Below are 22943 nucleotides of genomic sequence, written 5' to 3'. Positions count from 1 at the left end.
GCGGCACGGGGTCACCGGCACAGCACCACCGCCGCGGCGTATCCGGCCGCGACGTCGAGCGGCCACAGCCGCCCCGTCGAGCGCGGGTCCGTGCCCAGGCGAACGGTGCCGGGACCCACCACGACGTCGCGCAGCCGGGCGATGCCGACGCCCCGGGCCTTGAGGTAGGCCTCCTTGGCCGTCCACAGGCGCAGGAACCGGTCGGCGCGGTCCTCGCCCCGGGCGGCGGCGACCCGGTCCGCCTCCACCGCCGGGAACATGGACCGTGCGACCGCGGCGTAGTCGACCTGCGCCGAGCCGTGCTCGACGTCGACTCCGACGCGTCCCGTGCCCCGCCATAGGGCGATCAACGCGACGTCGCCGCTGTGGGAGAGATTGAAGTCGAGCGGCCGGGTACCGGGGCCGTCGCGCGGCTCCAGGCTCGGCCGGCCGGCTCGCGAGGTGGCCAGCCGCAGCGCCCGGGGGTGTACGCGGCAGACCCGGCCGAGCACGGTGCGCAGTGCGGCACGCGCCACCATGTACTGGTGGCGGTCCTCGGCGAGGGCGAAGCACCCGGCCCTGGACCGCTCGTCCGGGCTGAGCAGCGCCCAGGCGTGCCGGCGCGCGGCCACGTCCTGATCCAGCGGCACCCGCCACAGGCGCAGGCCGTGGACCGGCGTCGGCAGGACGGTCAGCTCCACGGCGCGAGCTCCTCGGCGATCAGCGCGTGTACCCGCGGGGCCTGTTCGAGCACGGCGAAGTGGCCGCCGTGCAGCGTGTGCCGGCGAAACCCCGCGCCGGTGCGCGCACCCCACGCGGCGACGTCGGCGACGGAGGCGCGGGCGTCGGCGGTGGCGGCGAACGCGGTGATCGGCACGTCCAGCGGCGGGGACGAGGCGTAGCGGTGGCTCTCGTTGACGGCGAAGTCGGCGCGCAGCACCGGCGCCATCAGCGCGAGCACCCTGCGGTCGAGGAGCTCCCGCGGGGTGCCGCCGAGCAGGCACAACAGTTCGGCCAGCTCGTCGAGGGAGGCGTCGGCGAGCCGGGGCAGGTTCTCGGCGAGTTGCGGGGCCTTGCGTCCGGACACGAACAGCCGCGCCGGCGGCGGGCAGCCCCGCTCGATCAGCTCCCGCACCAGCTCGTACGCCAGGAGCGCGCCGAGGCTGTGCCCGAACACGGCGTACGGGCGGCCCAGCGTGGGCGCGATCTCGCCGGCCAGGTCCGTCACCAGCGCCCGGCAGTCCCGGTACGGCCGCTCCTCCAGCCGGGTCTCCCGCCCGGGCAGTTGCACCGGCACCGCGCCGATCCAGGGCGGCAGTCCCGCGCCCCACTGCCGGTACGCCGAGGCGCCTGCCCCGGCATGCGGCAGGCACAACAAGCGCAGGCGTGCCGCGGCGGCCACAGGAAAGGGCAACCACCGGCTGGTCCCGAGATGTACGGACACCGTCGCGTCTCCCCCGGTCAGTCGGTGAGCAGGCTGACGTAGGACGGCACCGGCGGGATCGCGTCGAGGTCCGCCCGCAGTGTCACCTGCCGGTCGTCGCGGCCGATCTCGCGGAACCCGGCGAACGCGTAGGCGATCTGCATCATCCGGTTGCGGCCGGTCTCGACCAGGTCGGCGTGCAACTCCACGCCGGCGTCGCGGGCCTGGCGCAGGAGGTGGTTGAGCACGATCGTGCCGACGCCGCGCGACATCACCCGGCACGACATCAGCAGCAGGCGCAGGTGCCAGATCTTCTCCGAGGTCTCGATGAGGACCAGCCCGATCTTGCCGTAGGAGCCGAACCGGTCGTCGAGGGTGACCACGTACAGCAGGTGGTCGCCGGAGGTGCGCAGCTTGTCGAGGTCGTCATAGGAGTAGGTGCGGCCGGTCGAGTTGAGCTGGTTGGTGCGGACGGTCAGCTCCTCGGCGCGCTGGAGATCGTCACGCGCGGCGGTCTCGATGCGCACGACCAGCTTGAGCTGGGCGAGGAACTCCTCGCTTGTGCCGACGAAGCGCTCCTCCTCGTCGTCGCGGCTGATCTGGCCGAGGTACATCTCGCGGCGCAGGCGCGACTCGTCGGTGACGAACCGGGGCCGGAACTCCGGTGTCCGCAGCGCCTCCGCGAGGTCGGCCGTGTCCACGCAGACGACCTGCGGGCAGGCCGCGGCCACCTCGGCCCGTTCGAACTCCTGGTCGTCGACGAAGGCGATCGCGTCGAGCCCGATGTTGAGCTTCTTGGCGATCTGCTGGACCGAGTGCGATTTGGCGTTCCACCCGATCTGCGGATAGAGGAACCTGTCGGCGATGCCTGCCTTCTCGACCTGCGCCCAGGCCGCCTCGTGCTCGTTCTTGCTGGCGATGGAGTGCAGGATGCCCAGCCCGTCGAGCGCGTGGATCGCGTCGACGACCTCCGGCTTCACCGTCACCGCGCCGTCCTCGAGCAGCACGCCGTCCCACAGCGTGTGGTCGAGGTCCCAGACCACGCACTTGACCCGGCCGCGGCGCTTCTCCTCGGACAGTTCGTCACCCATGAGCGGTCTCCCTGTATGCGTCGGCGGCGATCGTGATCCGCTGGATCTCGTTGCTGCCCTCGATGATCTCCATGACCTTGGCGTCGCGGTACAGCCGCTCCACGGGGTGTCCGGGGCTGCAGCCGGCGGCACCGTGGATCTGCACGGCCTCGGCGGCGTGCCGGGCGGCCGCGACGGACGCGAAGTACTTCGCGACCCAGGTGGCCATGAGCGTGCCCGCGTCGCCCCGGTCCTTGAGCCGCCCGGCCTCCTCGTAGAGCAGCCGCGCGGCCCGGGTGTCGGTGACCATGTCGGACACCTTCGCCTGGATGAGCTGCAGGTCGCGCAACGGTCCTGAGCTCACCTCACGCTGGGTGGTGTAGCGGGCGCAGGCGTCCAGGCAGGCTTGCAGGATGCCCACCGACCCGGCCGCCACGCTGTAGCGGCCGAGGTCGAGCACGCCGGTCATGACCATGCCGGCGGCGAAGCCGTCGGGGCCGACCAGGGCGTCGGGGCCCGTCTGCGCGCCGTCGAAGGTGATCTCGGCGAGCATGCTGCCACGGGTGCCGAGCATGCCGTGGATCGGGGTCACGGTCACGCCCGGGGCGTCACGCGGCACCAGGAACGCGCCGATGCCGCCGCCGGTCCGCGCGAACACCAGGAACAGGTCGGCGCGTTGCCCTCCCGTGATCCACTTCTTGACGCCGTCGACGATCCAGCCCCGCGCTCCGCGGGTCGCCCTGGCGGTCAGGTTCGCGGCGTCGCTGCCTGCGCCCGGCTCGGACAGGCAGAACGCGCCCAGCACCGTTCCCTCGGCGAGCCGCGGCAGCCACCGCCGCCGTTGCTCCGTGCTGCCGAAGCGCAGCACGGCCCAGGACACCATCCCGTGCACGGTCAGCAGGCTGCGCACCGACGAGCAGGCACGGCCCACCTCCTCGTGCACGTGGCCCACGGTCAGCATCGAGGCTCCCTGGCCGCCGTACTCGACCGGCAGGAACGGCGCCCACAGCCCCGCCGCGCCGATCCGGTCGAGCGTCTCCTGCGGGACGCGGCCGTTCTGGTCGAACCGGCCGGCCAGCGGCGCCACGTGGGTCTGCGCGAAGCGCCGTGCCGCGGCCCGGTCCACGGCAGGGGCCAGGTCGAGGACGCCGGGCTCCGTCAGCGACGAGGTCATCGTCTTGCCCGCCGTCAGACCGACGCCGTCTGGCGGCCGACCAGACCGGCGATCGAGTCGATGGTGCGGAAGTTGTCGATGCGCAGCTCCTCGTTGGGCACCGTGAAACCGAACGTCTTCTCCACGAACATGACCAGCTCCATCGCGAACAGCGAGTTCACGAAGCCGAGCGAGAAGATGTCCTGGTCGTGGGCGAACTCCACCTGCGGGTAACGCTGGTGGATGAAGGCGGCGATGGTCGTGGTGTCATGGTCGGACATGGTGTCCCTCCCGGTGGTGGTTGCGGCCGGACTGAACCGTGCGGCCGGTCAGGCGGACGTGCCGTAGTCGTAGAAGCCGCGGCCGGACTTGCGTCCGTGCAAGCCGGCGTCGGTCATGGTGCGCAGCAGCGGGCAGGGCCGGTACTTGCTGTCGTTGTAGTGCTCGTACAGCACCTCGACGCTGTAGAGGATGGTGTCGACGCCGATCAGGTCGGCGGTCTCCAACGGCCCCATCGGGTGGCCGAAGCAACTGCGGAAGACCTCGTCCACGGCCTCGGCGGTGGCGACGCCCTCATGCACCAGGAACGCGGCCTCGTTCACGGTCAGCATCAGCACCCGGTTGGAGACGAAGCCGCAGGCGTCCTTGACGTCGACCGCCTTCTTGCCCATCGCGCCCAGCAGCTCGCGGGTGCGCCGCACCGTCTCGGCCGAGGTGTGGTGGCCCGGGATGAGCTCCACCGCCGGCTTCATCGGCACCGGGTTCATGAAGTGCACGCCGATCACCTGGTCAGGCCGGCCCGTCACCGACGCCACCTTTGTGATCGGCAACGCGGAGGTGTTGACCACGAACACGGTCTCCGGTTTGCAGACCTGGTCCATCTCCCGGTAGAGCTCACGCTTGAGCTCCCAGTTCTCCGTGATGTTCTCGATCACGAAGTCGGTTTCGGCCAGGGCCTCGGGACCCATCGCGGTGGTGATCGACGCCAGCACGGCGGCGGCGTCCACGGCCGGGCCGCCGAGCAGCCGGCTCATCCGTGCCTGCGTCTCTATCTTCTGCAACGCCGTGTCGAGCACCTGCCGGTCCTTGTCGATGAGGACCACCTGGTGCCCGGTCTGGGCCAGGTTCTGGGCCACGCCGACGCCCATCACGCCGGCTCCTGCGACACCGATCACGCTCATGGTCAACGTTCTCCTCTCAGGTGGTGGGCCGGTCATCGGCCACGGGGCCGAGCTCGGCCGCGTACTGGCGCAGGGTCGGGTGGTGCAGCACGGTCATCACCGACACCGGGACGCCGAGTTCCCGCTGCACCTGGCCGGTCAACTGGGTGGCGAGCAGGGAATGGCCGCCGAGTTCGAAGAAGACGTCGTCCAGGCCGATGCGCTCGATGCCGAGCACCTCGCTCCACACCCGCTCCAGGCGCCGCTGCAGCGTCGTCGCCGGCGGCACGAACGGGGTGGTCAGATCGGGGCGGGGATGGCGCGGCGCGGGGGCCCGCTCGGGCTCCGGCTCGGCGGGCGCCGGGGCCGTCCACTGAGCCTGCCGGGCCGCGAGCGGGCCGCTCGAGGTGACCAGCCGCCCGAGCCGCGGGAGCAGCGACCAGGCCCGGTCGAAGACCTCCACGCCCTCGGCGACGGTCATCGCGTACGCGGCGATGGTCGTGCCCGGCGCGAGGTGCGCCTCGGCGCGGGTGCGCCACGCCTCCCAGTCCACCGACAACCAGCGGCCCGCCCCGGCTTGCCGCGCCGCGAGGGCGTACGCGTCGAGTGCCGCGTTGGCGCCGGCGTACGCGGCGAAGCCCAGTCCGCCGAGGACCGCCGCCAGCGACGACAGCGTCAGCCGGTACGGCGCCCGGTCGCCGAGCGCCTCCTGCAGCGCGAGGAATCCGTGCACCTTCGGCCGGAAGTGCGCCGCGGCCTGCGCCGCCGTCATGGCGACGGCGGTGCCGAAGTGGTCCTGATGCGACACGCCCGCTCCGTGCACCACCGCGTCCAGTCGCCCGAACCGCTCCTCGGCGGCGGCGACGACCTCCCGCATGCGCGCCGGGTCGGCGGCGTCGGCGCTCAGCGCGAGCACCTCGGCGCCCGCCTGCTCCAGCGCCAGCACGTTGCGCACGCCGCGGCGCACGCGTTCCGCGACGTCCTGGCGTCGCAGGCACGCCTGCCATTCCTCGCGCGGCGGAAGCGCGGAGGCCGCGGTCAGCACCAGCCGGGCGCGGACGGTGCGGGCCAGGTGCTCGGCGATCGCGAACCCGACCTCGCCCAGGCCGCCGGTGATGAGCACGACCGCGCCGTCGGGCAGCCCTGGCCGGACCGCGTCGCGGGCGACGCGCGGCACCGGCAGCGGCTCGTAGTCGCGTACCCAGCGGCCGCCGTCGCGGTGGGCGACCTGCGGGTCGCCGCCCTCGCAGGCCTCGGCGAGCAGGTCGCTCACCGCCTGGCCGGACGGCGGAGCGTCCCAGGGCACGTCGAGGTCCACGTGGCGGCAGCGGATGCCGCTGTGCTCCTGGTTGAGCACCAGCGCGAGGCCGCCCAGGGTGGCGTCCTCGGGGCGGCGCAGGTCGTCGCCGACGACGTGCTGCGCGAGGCGGCTGAGCAGCAGCATCCTCGGCGGCTCGGCGGCGGATCTCCGCAGCAGCGCCGCGGCCAGCGCGCGGGCGCCGTGAAAGCCGTGCCGCTGGGCCTGGTCGAAAGCCGCGGCCCGCTCGTGCGCGCCGGCGCCGGCTGGGACGGGCCCGCCGGGTCCTGGGCCCCACAGCACGGTGCGGGGCGGCGCGCCGAGCGCCTCGACGAGGCGTTCGTGGTCGCCGTGGTCGTCGACGCGCACGGTGAAGCCGTCGGCGACGGATCCGCCGAACGCCGGTCCGGGGCGTACCGTCCACACCTGCGCCCCGGCGGCGCGCAGCCGGGCGGTCACCGCCTCGCCGAGCGGGCCGTCTCCCTGGACCAGCCAGGGCCCGAGCTCGCACAGCCGTTGCGCGGACACCTCGGCGAACAGCGGCCGGCCGCGCCAGACCGGCTGGTAGAACCAGTCGGCGACCTCGCCGTGGCGGGACAGGTCAGGCTCGCCTGTGACGGCCGTGGCCGCGGCCGGGCGTCCCGGCTCGATCCAGTAGCGCCGGCGGTGGAACGGGTAGGTGGGCAGGACCACCCGGCGCCGGTGGCCGTCGGAGAGCGCCGCCCAGTCCCAGTCCACTCCGGACAGCCACAGGTCGCCGAGGCGGTGCAGCAGCCAGGCGGCCGCGCCCCGGTCGGGCGGCGCGAGGCTCAGTGCCGGCCCGGCCGGCGCGTCCGGCTCGGCCAGGTCGGCGAGGTCGGCGAGGTCGGCGCGCAGGTGCGCCGGGCCGGTGATCTCGGCGATCCGCATGCCCGCCGCGGCCAGCAGACGGACCAGGGCCGCCGGGCCGCCGGTGTGCGCCAGGCCAGGGATCGCGTCGGCGAGTTCCTTCCATGCCTGCGCGGAGGCCGGGCCGGGGTCGGGCAGGTCCAGCCGGACCGGCGGATTGCGTCGCTCGGCGGTCCCGGTGGACCAGTGGACCGGGTCGGCGAGCGCGGCCAGCGCGGCGTCACGGTCGGCGCAGACCACGTGGGCACGAACCGCGAATCCGGTCCGCGACTGCTGCAGGGTGTACGCCACATCGCCGAGGTCGAGGTCGGGGTGGGCGGACAGGTGCGCCCGCAGCCGTCGCGCGACCGCCGCCACCGCGTCCTCGTCACGCGCGGACCAGGCCAGCAGGTACGGCCCTGGCCCGGCCGGCCGTGGAGCCGGTTCCGGAGGCTCGCGCAGCACCACGTGCACGTTGGTGCCGCCGAGGCCGAAGGAGCTCACCCCGGCGTGGCGGGAACGTCCGTCGCGCGGCCAGGGCCGCTGCTCGGTCAGCACGGAGAACCGGCCGCCCGCCTCGGCCAGCGCCGCGTTGGGCGTGCGGTAGTGCGGCGTGCCGGGGAGCACGCCGTGGCGCAGCGTGAGGCAGGCACGGATGAGTCCGGCCACGCCGGACGCGCGATCCATGTGCCCGTGGGTCGGTTTGAGCGAGCCGAGAACGGTCACCGGGCGCGGGCCGGCGGGCGGGCGCTCCTGCTCGATCGCGGCGAACGCCTGGCGCATCGCGGACAGCTCGACCGAGTCGCCGAGCATGGTGCCGGTGGCGTGGCACTCGATGTAGCCGATGTCGGCCGGGTCCACTCCGGACAGCCGGATCGCGTCCTCGATGACCGCGGCCTGGCCGGCGGTGCCCGGGGCGGAGTAGCCGGCCTTGCCGCGGCCGTCGTTGTTCATCGCCGAGGCGAGAACCACGGCGTGGATCTGGTCGCCGTCGCGCACGGCGTCGTCGAGCCGCTTGAGCGCGACCACGCCCACCGCGTTGGCCACGACGGTGCCGTTGGCGGCGGCGTCGAAGCTGCGCACCGTCCCGTCCGGGGAGACGATCCCGCCCTCTTCGTACCGGTAGCCCGCCGGCTGGGGCAGGTCGATCGAGGCGCCGCCGGCCAGCGCGACGTCACTCTCGTAGGTCAGCAGGCTCTGCACGGCCAGGTGCACCGCCGACAGCGAGGTGGAGCAGAAGCTCTGCACGCCGAGGCTGGGGCCGCGCAGGCCGAGCTTGTAGGACACCATCGTGGTGAGCGCGTCGCGGTCGTTGCCCGCGGCGAACTGCAGCTTGCGCAGCGAGCCGGTGAGGTCGGGGCGGGTGAGCAGGTTCTGCTGCAGGTAGTGGCTGAAGCCACAGCCGCCGAAGACGCCGGTGGAGCCGGGCATCCGGTCGGGCCGGTAGCCGGCCGTCTCCAGCGCCTCCCAGCAACATTCGAGGAACAGGCGGTACTGCGGGTCGGTGGCCTCGGCCTCGCCCGGGGTCAGCCCGAAGAAGGGGGCGTCGAACAGCGCCACGTCGTCGACGGGGGCGGTCACCCGCACGTACCGCGGATCGGCGAGCTGGTCGTCGCCGGCTCCGGCCGCGCGCAGCTCCTCGTCGGTCACCTGGCGCAGCCCTGGCCGGCCGGCCAGTAGCGCGTCCCAGAGCCCGTGGACGTCGGTGGCGCCCGGGAACCGTCCGGCCATCCCGATGACGGCCACGGCCGTGCCGGTCTCGGCGTCGTCCGGCTGGTTCATCGCTTCCTCCTTCGCTGGGGCGTGCCGTTCTGCAGGGCCACGCGCCGCCGGTCGGCCCGGTCCTGCCGCTGCCCGTCCGCGCCGGGCTGGTCGCCACCGTGCCGGAGCGTGTCGGCGAGCCGGGCCAGCTCCTCGACGGTGGGTGCCTCGTAGAGCACGTGCGGCGGCAGTTCGGTGAGGTCCAAGGCGTCCCGCAGCCGCCCGATCAGATCGATGCCGATCAGAGAGTTGCCGCCGAGCTCGAAGAAGTTGTCGGCGATGCCGACCTGGTCCAGCCGCAGCACCTCGCCCCAGGCCCCGGCGACGATCTGCTCGGTCGCGGTCTGCGGCGCGGCGTACGCGGTGGCCAGCTCCGGCCGCGGGTAGCGGGTGCCGTGCGCGTCGTCGCCCGGCCGGCGCACGGTGTCCACGTCGAAACCGGTGCTCAGCCGCACGATCGAGCCGAAGTCCTGGGTGGACACGATGACGTGCGGCAGGCCGGTCGCCAGGCCGCGGCGCAGCGCTCGCCAGCCCTCGTCGAAGCCGATGCCGAAGCGGGCCCGGTGCCGGGTGAAGAACTCGCGCAGCGCCGGGTCGTAGCCGTCGAGGCCGGCCGACCAGGCGTTCCAGCGCCACTCCCCCCAGCCGACGGCGACGGTGCGCCGCCCTGTGGCCGCGCGGGCTCGCGCGAAGGCGTCGAGGTAGGCGTTGGCGGCGCAGTAGTCGACCTGGCCGGGGCCGCCGCCGGTGACCGAGGTGATCGAGGAGAACAGCGCCAGGAAATCGAGCGCGATCTCGTCGCTCTGCCCGGTACGCAGGGCCGCGGCCAGGGCTTCGGTACCGGCGACCTTCGGCGCCAGCGCCCGGCCGAAGTCGGCCGGGTCCTTCAACTGCATCAGGCCGATGCCGGGCACACCCGCGGCGTGGAAGACGCCGTGCAGCGCGCCGAACCGCTCGAACGCGCGGCCGACCGCCTTCTCCACGTCGGGCAGGCTGCTCACGTCCCCGGCGACGACCTCGACCTCGGCGCCGGCGTCGAGCAGGCCGCGCACCGCGGTCACCCGCAGCCTGGTCCGCTCGTCGACCTCGCCGGCCGTACCGGCGGCGATCGCGTCCCAGTCCTGGCGCGGCGGCAGTCCGGTGCGGCCGAGCAGCACCAGCCGGGCCCGGTGCTCACGCGCCAGTTCCTCCGCCATCGCCAGGCCGATGCCGCCGAGGCCGCCGGTGATCAGGTAGACGCCCTCGTCGCGCAACAGGTCGCCGCCGTCGATCAGGCCGGGCAGCCGGGCGTGGTCGCAGGCCCAGCGCAGGCCGTGGCGCACCGCCACCACCTGCTCGCCGTCACCGGCCAGCACCGCGCCGAGTACGCATGGGTCGTCGGCGTCGGGCGCGTCGATCAGGCGGGTACGCACCCGTGGGTACTCCAGCGGGATCACCCGCACCGGGCCGGTGACCATGGCCCGGACCGGCCGGAGCTCGTCCCCGGGCAGCACCTGCTGGGTGGCCCGGGTCACCACGTCCAGCGCCCAGTCACCCCAGCCGACCTCGCCCGCGGCGCGGGCCAGCGCGGTGAGCGTCTCGAACCCGAGCCGGACGTGCTCCTGCTCGGCCGGCGTGTCGGCCAGCGTCCACAGGTGCAGCACCCGGTCCGGCTGGAACTCGCGCGTGCGCAGCTCCCGCAGCAGCCGCACGGTGTCCTCCAGCGAGCCGGGGCGGACGCGGAACCCGTCGCCGTCCTCGGCGTACTCCGGCCCGGCGTACACCAGGACCGTGTCGCCGCCCGCCACGGCCACCGCGTCCCGCACCGCCGTGGTGAGCCCGGCGGCGTGGCCCGCGCCGGTGAAGACCAGCCACGAGCCGGTGGCCGGCCGTCCGGCGCCGGCCGGAGGGAGTTGCCGCCACGTCGGCGCGTACAGCCAGTCCTGCTCGTCGAGCCTGGGCAGCCGGCCGACCTCCGTCAGCGGGCCGCCGGCCTCCTGACCAGGCACGGACGCCCCGGCCGGTCGCGGGTGGCTGCCGGAGGCGCTGTCGAGCCAGTACCGCTGACGCTGGAACGGATAGGTGGGCAGCGGCACCCGGCGCCGTGCGCCTGCGCCGCCGGCCGGTCCGTGCATGGCCTGCCAGTCGACGCTCACGCCGGTCAGCCACAGCCGGGCGAGGCCGTCGGTCAGGGTCAGGTCGTCGGGGCGCGGGTCCTGGGCGGCGGGCAGGGTGGCGACGATGAGCGGCCACCGCTCACGGGGGCAGCCGGAGGAGCGGATCATCGCGCCGAGCGACTGCCCCGGGCCGATCTCCACGACGGCCAGGTCGGACCGCTCGACGACGGCGCGCATGCCGTCGGCGAAGCGCACCGTCTCGCACATGTGGCGCGCCCAGTACGCCGGGTCGCAGACCAGGTCCGCGCCGGCGAGCTCACCGGTCACGTTGGACAGGTAGGGCGTCGCCGGCGGGTGCGGCGTCACGTTCGCCGCGATCCAGGCGGTCAGCTCGGCGCGCAGCGGCGCGAGCTGCCGGGAGTGGAACGCGTGGGTGGTGTCCAGCTCGCGGCTGGCCACTCCCTGCGCGGTCAGCCGCGCGGCCAGCTCCCGCACGGCGGTCACGGTGCCCGCCACGACGAGACTGTCGGCGCCGTTGACCACGGCCACGTCCAGCCCGGCCGGTTCGAGCGGGCCGAACCTGTCGCGCAACGCCGCCTGCGACAGCGGCACCGCGAGCATCGCCCCGGCGGGCATGGTCGAGATCAGCGCCGCGCGGTGGGTCACCAGCCGCAGCGCGTCCCGCAGCGAGAACACGCCGGCCAGGCAGGCCGCCACGTACTCGCCGAGGCTGTAGCCGATCATGAGCTCCGGCCGCACGCCCCAGGCGATCAGCGTGCGCGCGATGGCGTACTCGGCGGCGAACACCAGCGGCTGCGCGACGTCGGTGCGCCGCAGTGCCGCGGCCCGCTCGTCACCGGAGCCGGTGTCCGATGCGCGGCCCAGCAGCGCGGCGAGGTCGTGTCCGCCCGCACGCGCGCCGGTCAGCAGCCCGACCGTGTCGATACGGGGATCGCACTCCCTGATCACCACCGCGCACTCTTCGAGCGCCGCGCGGAACACCGGTTCGCGCCGGTAGAGCTCGGTGACCATGCCGGGGTACTGCTCGCCGACGCCCGCGAACACGAACGCGGCCAGGCGCTCGCGAGTGGCGTCGGTGCGGGCCATCGGCCCAGGGGCGCCCGGCAGGCCGGCCAGCGACGCGCCCGCCTCCTGGAGTGACGCGGTGACCAGGGCCCGGCGGTGGCTGAACACGGCGCGTCCGGTCTGCAGGGTGAAGGCCGCGTCGGCGAGCCGCGGGGCGTCGTCGGCCAGCAGCCGCTCGCCGAGGCGGCGGCATGCCTGCTCGGCGGCCTCGTCGCCGCGCGCGGACAGCAGCAGCGCGTGGTAGCGGCGCGCGTGCCCGGCGGGCTCGGCCGGGTCGGAGGCCGGCGGCTGCTCGACCACCATGTGGACGTTGGTGCCGCCCATGCCCAGCGAGTTGACCCCGGCGACGCGCGGACGGCCGGGGCCGCCGGGGAAGGGTGTCAGCTCGGCCTGGACGTAGAACGGGCTGCCCGCGAAGTCGATCTCGGGGTTGGGCTCGGTGAAGTGCAACTGCCGGGGCAGCACCCCGGTCCGCACCGCCAGCGCCGCCTTGATCAGCCCGGTGACGCCGGCGGCCCGGTCGAGGTGCCCGACGTTGGTCTTCACCGACCCGAGCGCGCATGAGCCGCGCTCCACGTCCGGGCCGAAGGCCCGGGTCAGCGCCGCGACCTCGATCGGGTCGCCGAGCGGCGTGCCGGTGCCGTGCGCCTCGACGTAGCCGACGTCCCGCGGGCGCACGCCCGCGTCGGCCAGCGCCTCGCGGATCACCGTGGCCTGCCCGGCGACGCTCGGCGCGGTGTAGCCGACCTTCATCGCGCCGTCGTTGTTCATCGCCGAGCCGCGGATGACGGCCCAGACGGTGTCGCCGTCGCGCAGCGCGTCGGCCAGCGGCTTGAGTACCACCACCGCGGCGCCGTCGCCGAACATGCTGCCGCGCGCCTGTGCGTCGAAGGCGCGTACGTGCCCGTCCGGCGACGCCATGCCGCCCTCCTGGTAGAGGTGACCGACCCGGTTCGGCACCCGGATCGACACGCCGCCGGCCAGGGCCAGCTCACACTCCCCCGCCCGGAGACTGCGGCAGGCCAGATGCGCCGCCACCAGCGAGGTGGAGCAGAACGTCTGCACCGCGACGCTGGGCCCGGTGAGGTCGAAGGCGTACGACACGGTGGTGGTGAGGGCGTCCTTGTCGTTGCCCATCACGACTTCGTAGTCGTTGACCTCCCCCGCCGCGAGCAGGTCGTACTGCTGGGAGTGCAGGAAGTATGTGCTGATGTTGGTGCCGCCGAACACCCCGACCCGGCCGCGTCCGCCGGGCGCGCCGTACCCGGCATGCTCCAGGGCCTCCCAGCACACCTCGAGGAACATGCGCTGCTGCGGGTCGGTCAGCGCGGCCGCGCGGGGGCTGAAGCCGAAGAACCCGGCGTCGAAGTCGGCGATGCCGTCGAGCACGGGCCGGGCCGGCACGTAGTCGGGCCGCGCCGACAGCTCGGGGCCGACGCCCGCCTCGGCGAGTTCCTCCGGGCTGAAGAAGCTGATGGACTCGGTGCCGTCGAGCAGGTTCCGCCAGAGCTCGGCGACGTTCGCGGCGCCGGGGAACCGTCCGGACATGCCGACGATGGCGATGCGCTGGTCGCGTGCGGACGCGTCCGCCACCGGCGCGACCGGCTCGGTGACCCGAGGCGCGAGCACAGCAGCAGGCCGCGGCGCCGCGACGGGCGTGGTGTGCGCCGCCGCCGGCACCGGGCGGGGCTCGGCGGGAGTGGTCGCGGCCGGGGTGGTGGGCGGCGGCTGCAGCTGCATGGCCAGGCTCCGCACGGTGGGCGCCTCGAACAGCGCCACGGCCGGCAGCCGCGTGCCGAACTCCCGGGCCACGGTCGTCAGCAACTGCAGTCCCAGCAGCGAATTGCCGCCGAGGTCGAAGAAGTTGTCCTGCGCGCCGACCTCCAGCAGGCCGAGTTGCTCGGCCCAGATCGCGGCGAGCCGACGTTCGACGCCCGGCGCGGGCGGCACGAACGGCTGCGCCAGGTCCGGGCGCGGGAACCGCTGCGCCTCGGACGCCGGGGCGGCGGCCGGCTCGGGCAGCCGGCCCGCGATGCGCCGCGCCGGGTCCGCGGCGGTCGCCGTCATCACCGGGTACGCCGACGCGAGCGCGCCGTCGAGGGCGGCCGTGCTCTGGTCCACCGTCATCGCGTACGCGACGAACGCCGCACCCGGCCCGCCGGCGAGTCGCCGCGCGGTCGGGGCCCAGGTGTCCCACTGCACGGCGAGCCAGCGCGTCCCGCCCGGCACGGCCTCGGCCGCCTCGGCCATCGCCGTCAGCGCGGCGTTGGCGGCCGCGTACGCGGCGAAGCCGAAGCCGCCGAGCACCGCGGCGACCGACGAGAACAGCAGGCAGAAGTCGGGAGCCTGGGTCGCGGGCAGCTCGTCCAGCACCTCGCGCAGAACCCGCGCCCCGCGGAGCTTGGGCGAGAAGTGCCGCGCCGTGCCGGCCGCGCCCAGGTCGCGCAGTGCGACGAAGCCGTCCACCCCGGTCTCGCCTGCCGCGTGCACGACCCCGTCGACGCGGCCGTGCCGCCGCGTGAGCTCGCCGACCAGCTCGCGCATGCGAGCCGCGTCGGTGACGTCGGCGACCGCGATTTCCACCTCGGTACCGGCGGCGGTCAGGCGGCGCAGCGCGGGCGGCGGTGTGCCGGACCGGCCGGTCCTGCTCGTGAGCACGACGCGGGCCGCGCCGCGCTCGGCCAGGTGCGTCGCGACGAGCGGGCCGACGTCGCCGAGCCCGCCGGTGATGAGATAGGTGCCGCCCGCCCGGATCGTCGAGCGCGGCGCCGCCGGTGCCGGGACGGGCGCGTGCCGGGCGACCAGGCGCACGCCGCCGCGGAGCGCGACGGCGACGTCGTGCGCGGGCCGGCGGGCCTCCTCCAGCAGCGCGACGGCCACGCCTGCGGCGTCCGCTTCGGCGGCGCCGAGGTCCACGGCGCCGCAGAGCAGCCCCGGGTACTCCTGGCGCGCGACGAGGCACACCGGCGCGACCGCGGCCTGCTCGGGCACGGGGACGTCGCCGGGCGCCGCCGCGCAGCCGCCGCGGGTGACGGCCAGCAGTCGCGGTCCTTCCAGGACCGACTCGCCGAGCGCGCGGGCCAGCGCGGCGACGCTCGCGAAGCCCAGGGCCGCGCTCCGCGCCGGGTCGCGCGCGTCGAGCGCCCACAGGTGCATGGCCAGCAGCGGCCGGTCGCCGGTCTGTTCCCCGGCCCAGCGGACCAGGTCCGCGTAGTGGTCCTGGCGCTCCGGGTCGATGGCGCAGCCGTCGCCGGCGAGCTGGAGCCCGGCCCCCGGGCGCACCACGGTGACGGGGACGCCCAGCTCCGTGAGGCGGGTGCGCAGGTCCCGTCCCGCCGGGCCGCCGTCGGCCAGGAGCAGGACGTGCGGCGTGGACGGCCACGGCGCGGGCGACGGCCCCGGCACAGGCTCCCACACCGGCGCGGTGAGGAACACCTCGCCGGGCGGCTCCGCGGCCGGCCCTGCGCCGGGTCCTGACGGACCCGCGGCCGTGTCCGTGCCCGCTGCGGGGCGGGCCGCGGCGGCGGAGCCGGGCCCGCCGGGGGTCCGGGCGAGGCCGGCCCCGGTGGATGTCGCGGCGGCCCCGGCGTCGGTGGTGACGTCGGCCACGGCGGGCGGGTCGATCCAGTAGCGCGCGCGGTCGAGCGGGTGGCCGGGCAGGTCGACCTTGCGCAGCGGGCGGCCCTGGTGGAACCGTGCCCAGTCCACCGGCACACCCGCGAGCCAGAGCCGTCCGATCAGGGCGTACGCGGCGTGCTGCGCCGTGCCGGTGTCACCGTCGAGGCGCAGCGTCAGGCCTGTGGGACGCGATGGGTGTCGCGTCGCGCTCGACAGCGGGCCGTCGGCGCCGAGTTCGAGCAGCACCGTGTCCTCGTCGCGGGACAGCGCGTCCGCCGCCGCGAAGTCCGCGGCGGTCAGCAGCCGTGCCCACGTCTCGGGGTCCCGGGCGGCGGCCGCGTCGAGCGGCTCGCCGGTGAGGTTCGACCACACGGCGATCGCGGGTGTGGTGAAGGTGACGTGCCGCCGCAGCCAGTCGGCCAGTGCGGCCGGGTCGGTCAGGCCGGCGGCGGTCATCGCGACCTCGATCGCCTCGCGTAGCGGCAGCGCGCCGGCCAGGCAGGCGGCGACGGCCACACCTGTCCGGTGTCCGAGCACAGCGGCGGCGCCGACCCCGCTGTCTCGCAGCCACCGTCCCAGCCCGTACGCGGCGGCGAACGCGGCGACCCGCGGCGGGCTCGCGGCCAGGCTCGGGATCGGGGCGCCGGTGACCTCGGCGGCCCGCGCCAGGCAGTCCTCGACCGCGTCGCGGAACCGTGGTTCGGCGGCGTGCAACCCCTCGGCCCAGCCGAGGTCGGTGTGCCGGTCAGGGACCAGCAGCCGGACCACCCGGTCGGTGCGCGGCTCCTGGTGCGCGACCACGTCCGATCCCGCCCGCAGGGCCGTCGCGGCCTCGCCCGCGTCGGCGGCGACGAGGAACCGCCGGTGCTCGAACACGGCCCGGCCGCGTCGCAGCGTGTGCGCGACGTCGGCGAGGAAACCGTCGGGGGTGTCACCGGTGAGCCGCCGGGCCAGCCGCACGGTGAGGCGGTCGGCGGCCGACGCGGTGCGGCCCGACCAGACCAGCAGCTCCACGCCCGTGCCGCCGGTCGTCTCCCGGGCGAGGTACGGCGCCTCCTCCAGCACCACGTGCGCGTTGGTGCCGCCGATGCCGAAGGCGCTCACCCCGGCCCGTCGCGGGCGCTCGCCCCGGACCCAGTCGCGGCGCTCGGTGACCACGTCGAGGGTGGCGCCGCCCAGGCGAAGCTGGCGGTTGGGCGTATGGAAGTTGAGGGTGGCGGGCAGTTGCTCGTGGTGCAGGCTGAGCGCGGCCTTGATCAGGCCGGTCGCCCCGGCGGCGCGGTCGAGGTGGCCGACGTTCGTCTTCACCGAGCCGATGAGACAGGTCTGCCCGTCGAAGACCTTCTGCAGGGCGGCGAGTTCGGCCGCGTCGCCGAGCGCCGTACCGGTGCCGTGCGCCTCAACGTAGTCGATGTCGCCGGGTACGAGGCCGGCGCTGGCCAGCGCCTCGGCGACCACGGCGGCCTGGCCGCCGACGCCCGGCGCGGTGAAGCCGACCTTGCGCCCGGCGTCGTTGTTGACCGCCCAGCCGCGGATCACCGCGTACACCCGGTCGCCGTCGCGCAGCGCGTCCTCCAGCCGGCGCAGTGCCACCACCGCGACGCCACTGCCCACCGGGGTGCCTAGCGCCGACTCGTCGAACGCGGCGCACCTGCCGTCCGGCGAGGTCATCCCGCCTTCCTGGTAGAGGTAGCCGACCCGATGCGGCACCTGCACGGAGACGCCTCCGGCCAGGGCGAAGTCACACTCGCCGCCGGCCAGGCCGGTGGCGGCGGTGGCGACGGCGACCAGCGAGGTCGAGCAGTAGCTCTGGATGCCCAGGGACGGCCCGGCCAGGCCGAGGATGTGCGACACCCGGGTGGTGAGCGAGTCCTTCTCGTTGCCCAGGCCGATCGCGAGCTCGCCGGTGGAGGCGACCAGGGGCTTGTTGGGCAGCAGGTTGTTGGTGAGGTACGTGCTCCACGCGGCGCCGCCGAAGATGCCGATGAGGCCGTCGAAGCGCGACGGGTCGCAGCCGGCGTCCTCCAGCGCCGTCCAGGAACACTCCAGGAACAGCCGCTGCTGCGGGTCGAGGAGCTGCGCCTCCTTCGCCGACAGCCCGAAGAATGCCGGGTCGAACAGGTCGATGTCGTCGAGGACCGCGCCGGCCTTCACGTACGCCGGGTTGGCCAGCAGGTGCTCGGGCACCCCGGCGCCGCGCAGTTCGTCGTCGGTGAACCGGGTGACGCCGGTCCTGCCGTCGTGGAGCAGGGCCCACAGTTCGCGGGTGCCGGCCGCGCCGGGGAACCGGCCCGCCATACCGACGATCGCGATGTCGGTGCCCGATAACTCCGTGGTGGTCTCGTCCGTCATGCCGAGCCCCCTCGCCTTCGCTCGCCGCCGTTGCCTGTACGTGCCTGCCGCCGGCGCCGCCCGCGTTCCCTCGCCGCGAGGGGCTCCGCACCGGCCGGCTCACCGCCGATCCGGGTGGCGAGCTCCGCGACCGTGGGATGCTCGAACAGCGCGGCCGGTGGCACGCTCACCCGCAGTTGCTCCTCCAGTGCGCGCACGATGCTCATACCGACCAGGGAGTTGCCCCCGAGGTCGAAGAACGGGTCGTGCACGCCGATCTCGCCGATGCCGAGGAACGCGCTCCACACCCGCGCCACCTGCCGCTCCAGCGGGTCGCGCGGCGCGACGTAAGCCTGGCGGAGCACGGGCCGCGGATAGCGGCCGGCCTCGGCGGTCCTCCCGTCCCCGCCCGCCTCGCCGGCGAAGGGCGCCACGGCCGGGGTGTGCATCTGTGCCCAGCGCCGGGCGAGCAGGTCCAGCGGCTCTCCGACGACCATGACGGTGGACCGGCCCTCGGCGGCGAGGCTCACCGCGCGGGCGCTGCCCTCGGCCTCACCGATGCCATGGCGCTCGCGGTAGTCGCGTACGGCCTGGGCCAGCGCCGGCGAGTGGGCCAGCGCCGCCGTCTGCCAGGCGTCGTGCCGCCACGGTCCCCACAGCACGGAGCAGACACGGGTGCCGGCCGGCTCGTCGACCGCGGCGGCGAAGGCGTCGAGCACGGCGTTGGCCGCGCCGTAGTCGCTCTCCCCCGGGCCGCCGACCTCGCCGACGACCGAGGAGTAGAACAGCAGCAGCTCCAGCCGCTCGCCCCGCGGGACGCCGGGCCCGATCAGCTCCAGCAACGGGCCCAGGGCGGCGACCTTGGGGGCGAGCACGGTCCGCGCCCGCGCCGGGGTCTTGTGCTGGATGAGACCGCCGCCGGGGACACCGGCGGCGTGCACTATCCCGTGAAGCGCGCCGAAGTGCCGCCGTGCCTCGCCCACCGCCCGCCGTAGCTGATCCGGGTCGCCGGCGTCCGCGCCGAGCAGCAGCACCTCCGCCCCGAGTGCGGTCAGCTCGGCGACACCGCGCGCGGTCCGCGCGAGCCGCTCGTCACCCGCCAGGGCCACGGCGGGCAGGTCCGCGACCGGGGGCAGCGGGCCGCGGCCGAGCAGCGCCAGCCGGCGTACGCCGGCGTGGGCGAGTTCACGCGCCAGGGCCAGGCCGAGGCCGCGGGTGCCGCCAGTGATGAGGTAGACCCCGTCCGGCCGCCAGGCGCCGGCGCCCTCGCCGTTGGGCGGGCGGGTGCCGGGCCGCCAGGCCCGGGACCACCGGCGTCCCCGCCGCCAGGCGGCGAGCGCGCCGGGGCCGGTGGGCTGCTCGCCCAGGTGCAGCCGCCGCAGCTCCTCGCGGACCTGAAAGGCACGCTCGGCGACGCCGCCGTGAGCGTCGACGTCCAGTCCCGACCAGCGCGCCCCCCGGTACTCGTGGGTGAGCGAGCGTCCGAACCCGTGCACCACGGCCCGCTCGGGCGCGGAGGCGTCCCCGCCGACGACCTCGGCGCAGCCCGCCGACACGGTCAGCACGCACAGGTCGGGTCCGGACACCTGGCCGCCCAGCGCCTGGGTGAGCAGCAACAGGCTGTCGAAACCGTGACGCAGCGCGGCGTCGAGCGTGGCGTCGGGGTCCCGTGCCGCGTCGCCGAGCAGCGCGCCGGGGACGAGGCTCCACAGGTGGACCACGGTCACCGGGCCGGGGTCGTCGAGCTCCGCGACGAGCCGGCGGTAGTGGCCGGCGTCGGCGGGGTCGATCGTGCACCGGTCGCCCTGCCGGTGGTAACCGTCGCCGGGACTCGCCTCCAGCACCGTGACGCCCTCGGCACGCAGCCGCGCGGCCAGGTGCGCGCCGATCCCGTCCGGGTCCGCCAGGATCAGGTGCCGTCCCGCGGGCACCGGGGCGGTGTCCGGGGCCGGGCGGACGCTGTCGCGTGTCCACTCAGGAACGTAGGTGAGCAGGCCAGGCGGCGCGGCTCGCGTGAACGCAGAGGCGGCGTCCGGGCCCGGCTCCGGCCAGTAGCGCGAGCGCTGGAACGGGTAGGTCGGCAGGCTCACGATCCGGCCGGCGCCGCCGTGGCCGGGCTCGCCCGCGCCGCGTTCCCACAGGTCACCGAGTGCGCGCAGCACGGTGCCGTGCTCGCCGGTGCCGAGCTCGGGCCGCGTGCGGCGCTCCTCGGGCGGGCGCAGGGTGGCGACGACGACGCCATCGGGGCCCGCGAGGCCGTTCTGGCGCAGCAGCGTGCCGAGGGTGGTGCCGGGGCCGACCTCGACGAGGACGTCGGCGAGCCGCCGCAGCTCGGCCACGCCCTGTGCGTAGCGCACCGGCCGGCAGAGGTGGTCGGCCCAGTAGCGCGGGCTGGTCGCGTCCTCGCCGGTCAACCAGGTTCCTGTGGTGTTGGAGACGATGGGCACGGAGGGCTCGGAAAGGGCGACGCTCGCGACCACCGCTTCCAGGTCGGTCCGCACGGGGTCGAGCAGCGGCGAGTGGAAGGCGTGGTCGCTGCGCATGCGTACGGAGGCGACACCGCGGCCGGCCAGCCGGCGGGCGGCGTCGACGACCGCGTCGGCGGTGCCGGACAGCACGGTCATGGCGGGCCCGTTCAGGGCCGCGATGGAGAGCGGTCCGGCGGCGAGGACGTCGTCGAGGTCGTCCGGGGCCGCGGCGACGGCCAGCATGGCGCCGCGCGGGACGGTCTCGATGAGCCGGGCCCGCCGCACCACCACGGCCAGCGCGTCCTCCAGCGTGAACACGCCGGCCAGGCAGGCCGCGGTGTACTCGCCGAGGCTGTAGCCGAGCAGTGCGGCCGGGCGGATGCCGCGGCTGCCGAGCAGCGCGGCCATGGCCATCTCGATGGTGAACACGTACGGGTGGGAGAGGCCGGCGCGGGCGAGCGGGTCGTCGCCCCCGGTGCCCGTCCGCGCGGCCACCAGGGTGGCGAAGGCGTCACCGTCCGCCGGGGCGTGGCCGGTGAACAGCAGCGGAGCGAGGTCGATCCCGTGGTCGCGGGCGAGCACGTCGAGGCACCGGTCCACGACGTCGGCGAAGGCGGGCTCGGTCGCGTACAGCTCCCGGCCCATGCCCTGGTGGTGGTCGCCGACACCGGGCAGCAGGTACGCCACGCGGGGACAGTGGCCCGCGTGCCGCAGCACGTGCCCCGAGACGAAGGGTGTGGCCGACAACTGCGCCACCGCGTCGGCGGTGCCGGCCACCACCAGCGCGCGTCGCGCCGGCAGGCGGGCCCGTCCCTCGTCCAGAGTCCGGGCCACGTCGGCCAGGCCGGGTGCGGGCGCGTCGGCCAGGTGCCGGGCCAGGCCCGCCGCCTGTACCCGCAGCGCCTCGGGACTCGCCGCCGACAGCAGCAGCAGGCTCGCGTCCGGGGCCGAGGCGGGTGTGAGGGCCTCTGGCGGGGGTGCCTGCAGCACGCAGTGCGCGTTGGTGCCGGACCAGCCGAACGAGCTGACGCCGGCGACGGCCGCGGCGGGCGCCGGCGGCAGCTCCAGGTGGCCGGGCACGGGCTGGACGGGACCGTCGGGGTCGACGGCGCCGTTGGGAGTGTCCAGGTGCAGGTTCGGCGGCAGCTCGCCGTGCTCCAGAGCCAGCACCGTCTTGATCAGACCGGCCATGCCCGCGGCCGCGAGCAGGTGGCCGACCTGGGTCTTGACGGCGCCGACCCACAGCGGTGCGGTGCGGGGCGCCTCACCGAAGACCTCTCGCAGGGCGGACAGCTCGATCTCGTCGCCGAGCGCGGTGCCGGAGCCGTGAGCCTCGACGAACGCCACGTCCCGCGGGGCGACGCCGGCGTCGGCCAGCGCGTCACGGATGACGGCGGTCTGCGACGCCATGTTGGGCGCGGTCAGCCCGTTGCTGCGGCCGTCCTGGTTGACGGCGGAGCCGAGCAGGACTGCGCGGACACGGTGCCCGTGGCGTACGGCGTCGGACATCCGCTCGAGGATCACCACCCCACCGCCCTCGCCCATGGCGAAGCCGTCGGCGCCGGCGTCGAAGGTCTTGCAGCGGCCGTCCCGGGCCAGCATCGACATCGCGCATCCCTGCACGAAGACGTCCGGGTGCAGGATGAGCGAGGCCGCCGCGGCGATCACCAGGTCGGTCTCGCCGCGGCGCAGGCTCTGCGCGCCGAGGTGCAGCGCGACCAGCGTCGAGGAGCAGGCCGTGTCGATCGTGACGGCGGGGCCGCGCAGGTCCAGGCGGTGCGCGATGCGCCCGGCGGCGACGCTGGGCGCCGAGCCGAGCCCGAAGTTCGGGTCGGTGAGCAGGCCGGCGCCGTGCAGGTCCCATTGCAGGCGGGTGTACTGGCCGGAGTCCATGAGGCCCGCGAACACACCGGTGCGGTCGCCGGCGAGGCCGTCCGCCCGCAGGCCCGCGTTCTCCAGCGCCTCCCACACCAGCTCCATCAGCAGCCGGTGCTGCGGGTCCGTGCGCAGCGCCTCCTGCGGTGAGAGCCCGAACAGCGCGGCGTCGAATCCGGCCACATCGGCCAGGAACGCCGCCTGGCGGGTGTACGAGTAGCGGCTCGAGGTCGGCCGGTCGGGATCGAAGGCCGGCGGCTCGTGCCACCGCGACGCCGGGATCTCGGTGACCGCGTGGACGCCCTTGACGAGGTTGTCCCAGTACGCCTCCGGGGTGTCGGCGCCGCCGGGAAACCGGCAGGCCACACCGACGATGACGACCGGATCGTGCGGAACGCCGCCGTGCGCGGCGTCCGGACCGTCACGGGCCGGCGCGGGGCCGGCGCCCTCAAGGCCCGCGGCCAGTGCCGCGGGGGTGGGCCAGCGGTAGGCCACCGCCGGGTCGACCGGGGCACCGAGCCGATCCTCGAGCTCGGCGAGCAGGCCGACGAGCTCGACCGAGGCGAGCCCGTGGCCGGCGAAGGTGTCCGTGGGGTCGATGTCGTCGGCGGCGCGTCCGGTGAGGTCGGCCAGCCGGCCGACGATCCACCGTTCGACTTCTCCGGGATCAGACACCTGCTGTCCTTTCATCGAGCATTCTGCCGCGCCGCGCCTGCGCCACGCTTTTCCGCACGCTGAGAACGAGACTAAACAGCCGCA

Annotated in this window: 9 protein-coding genes; all 9 read right to left on the bottom strand. The window is 75.2% G+C overall.

The genetic code is table 11. The annotated features are described in order from the left end of the window. Positions 1–11: 11 nt before the first annotated feature. Genes ABGB17_RS25965 through ABGB17_RS25925 form a run of 9 tightly spaced genes read right to left on the bottom strand, consistent with a single transcriptional unit; the run spans position 12 to position 22859 of the window. Positions 12–680 (bottom strand): 4'-phosphopantetheinyl transferase superfamily protein, encoded by a 669-nt coding sequence (locus ABGB17_RS25965; protein ID WP_347634001.1) that lies wholly within the window; start codon positions 678–680, stop codon positions 12–14. Then, complete coding sequence (locus ABGB17_RS25960; RefSeq protein WP_347633999.1) at positions 671–1423, bottom strand: alpha/beta fold hydrolase; 753 nt, start codon at positions 1421–1423, stop codon at positions 671–673. Before ABGB17_RS25960 ends, ABGB17_RS25965 begins: the two co-directional genes overlap by 10 nt. A gap of 17 nt (positions 1424–1440) precedes the next feature. Continuing rightward, positions 1441–2493 (bottom strand): HAD-IIIC family phosphatase, encoded by a 1053-nt coding sequence (locus ABGB17_RS25955; protein ID WP_347633997.1) that lies wholly within the window; start codon positions 2491–2493, stop codon positions 1441–1443. Then, complete coding sequence (locus ABGB17_RS25950) at positions 2486–3646, bottom strand: acyl-CoA dehydrogenase family protein (protein WP_347633995.1); 1161 nt, start codon at positions 3644–3646, stop codon at positions 2486–2488. The genes ABGB17_RS25955 and ABGB17_RS25950 overlap by 8 nt, the downstream gene beginning before the upstream one ends. Before the next feature lie 14 nt (positions 3647–3660). Then, a complete protein-coding gene (locus ABGB17_RS25945; RefSeq protein ID WP_347633993.1) occupies positions 3661–3906 on the bottom strand; it encodes an acyl carrier protein in 246 nt (81 codons plus the stop codon). 48 nt (positions 3907–3954) lie between these two features. Beyond that, positions 3955–4806 (bottom strand): 3-hydroxyacyl-CoA dehydrogenase NAD-binding domain-containing protein, encoded by an 852-nt coding sequence (locus ABGB17_RS25940; RefSeq protein ID WP_347633991.1) that lies wholly within the window; start codon positions 4804–4806, stop codon positions 3955–3957. Positions 4807–4822: 16 nt separating this feature from the next. Next, complete coding sequence (locus ABGB17_RS25935; protein ID WP_347633989.1) at positions 4823–8731, bottom strand: SDR family oxidoreductase; 3909 nt, start codon at positions 8729–8731, stop codon at positions 4823–4825. Continuing rightward, entirely contained in the window at positions 8728–17862 is a 9135-nt protein-coding gene (locus ABGB17_RS25930; RefSeq protein ID WP_347633987.1) for an SDR family NAD(P)-dependent oxidoreductase, read from the bottom strand. The genes ABGB17_RS25935 and ABGB17_RS25930 overlap by 4 nt, the downstream gene beginning before the upstream one ends. Further along, the gene (locus ABGB17_RS25925) at positions 17859–22859 is read right to left on the bottom strand and encodes an SDR family NAD(P)-dependent oxidoreductase (RefSeq protein WP_347633985.1); all 5001 of its coding nucleotides are present in this window, start codon (positions 22857–22859) and stop codon (positions 17859–17861) included. Before ABGB17_RS25925 ends, ABGB17_RS25930 begins: the two co-directional genes overlap by 4 nt. Between the last annotated feature and the right edge of the window lie 84 nt (positions 22860–22943).

Source organism: Sphaerisporangium sp. B11E5, assembly GCF_039871875.1.
GTDB lineage: Bacteria > Actinomycetota > Actinomycetes > Streptosporangiales > Streptosporangiaceae > Sphaerisporangium.
Note: the sequence above shows the minus strand (reverse complement) of the source record. Positions and strands in the feature narration are given on the sequence as shown.

What these genes read in the sequence shown, in the direction of transcription:
- ABGB17_RS25955 (WP_347633997.1), bottom strand. Translation starts at nt 2,493, where the DNA reads ATGGGTGACGAACTGTCCGAGGAGAAGCGCCGCGGCCGGGTCAAGTGC.
- ABGB17_RS25950 (WP_347633995.1), bottom strand. Translation starts at nt 3,646, where the DNA reads ATGACCTCGTCGCTGACGGAGCCCGGCGTCCTCGACCTGGCCCCTGCC.
- ABGB17_RS25945 (WP_347633993.1), bottom strand. Translation starts at nt 3,906, where the DNA reads ATGTCCGACCATGACACCACGACCATCGCCGCCTTCATCCACCAGCGT.
- ABGB17_RS25940 (WP_347633991.1), bottom strand. Translation starts at nt 4,806, where the DNA reads ATGAGCGTGATCGGTGTCGCAGGAGCCGGCGTGATGGGCGTCGGCGTG.
- ABGB17_RS25935 (WP_347633989.1), bottom strand. Translation starts at nt 8,731, where the DNA reads ATGAACCAGCCGGACGACGCCGAGACCGGCACGGCCGTGGCCGTCATC.
- ABGB17_RS25930 (WP_347633987.1), bottom strand. Translation starts at nt 17,862, where the DNA reads ATGACGGACGAGACCACCACGGAGTTATCGGGCACCGACATCGCGATC.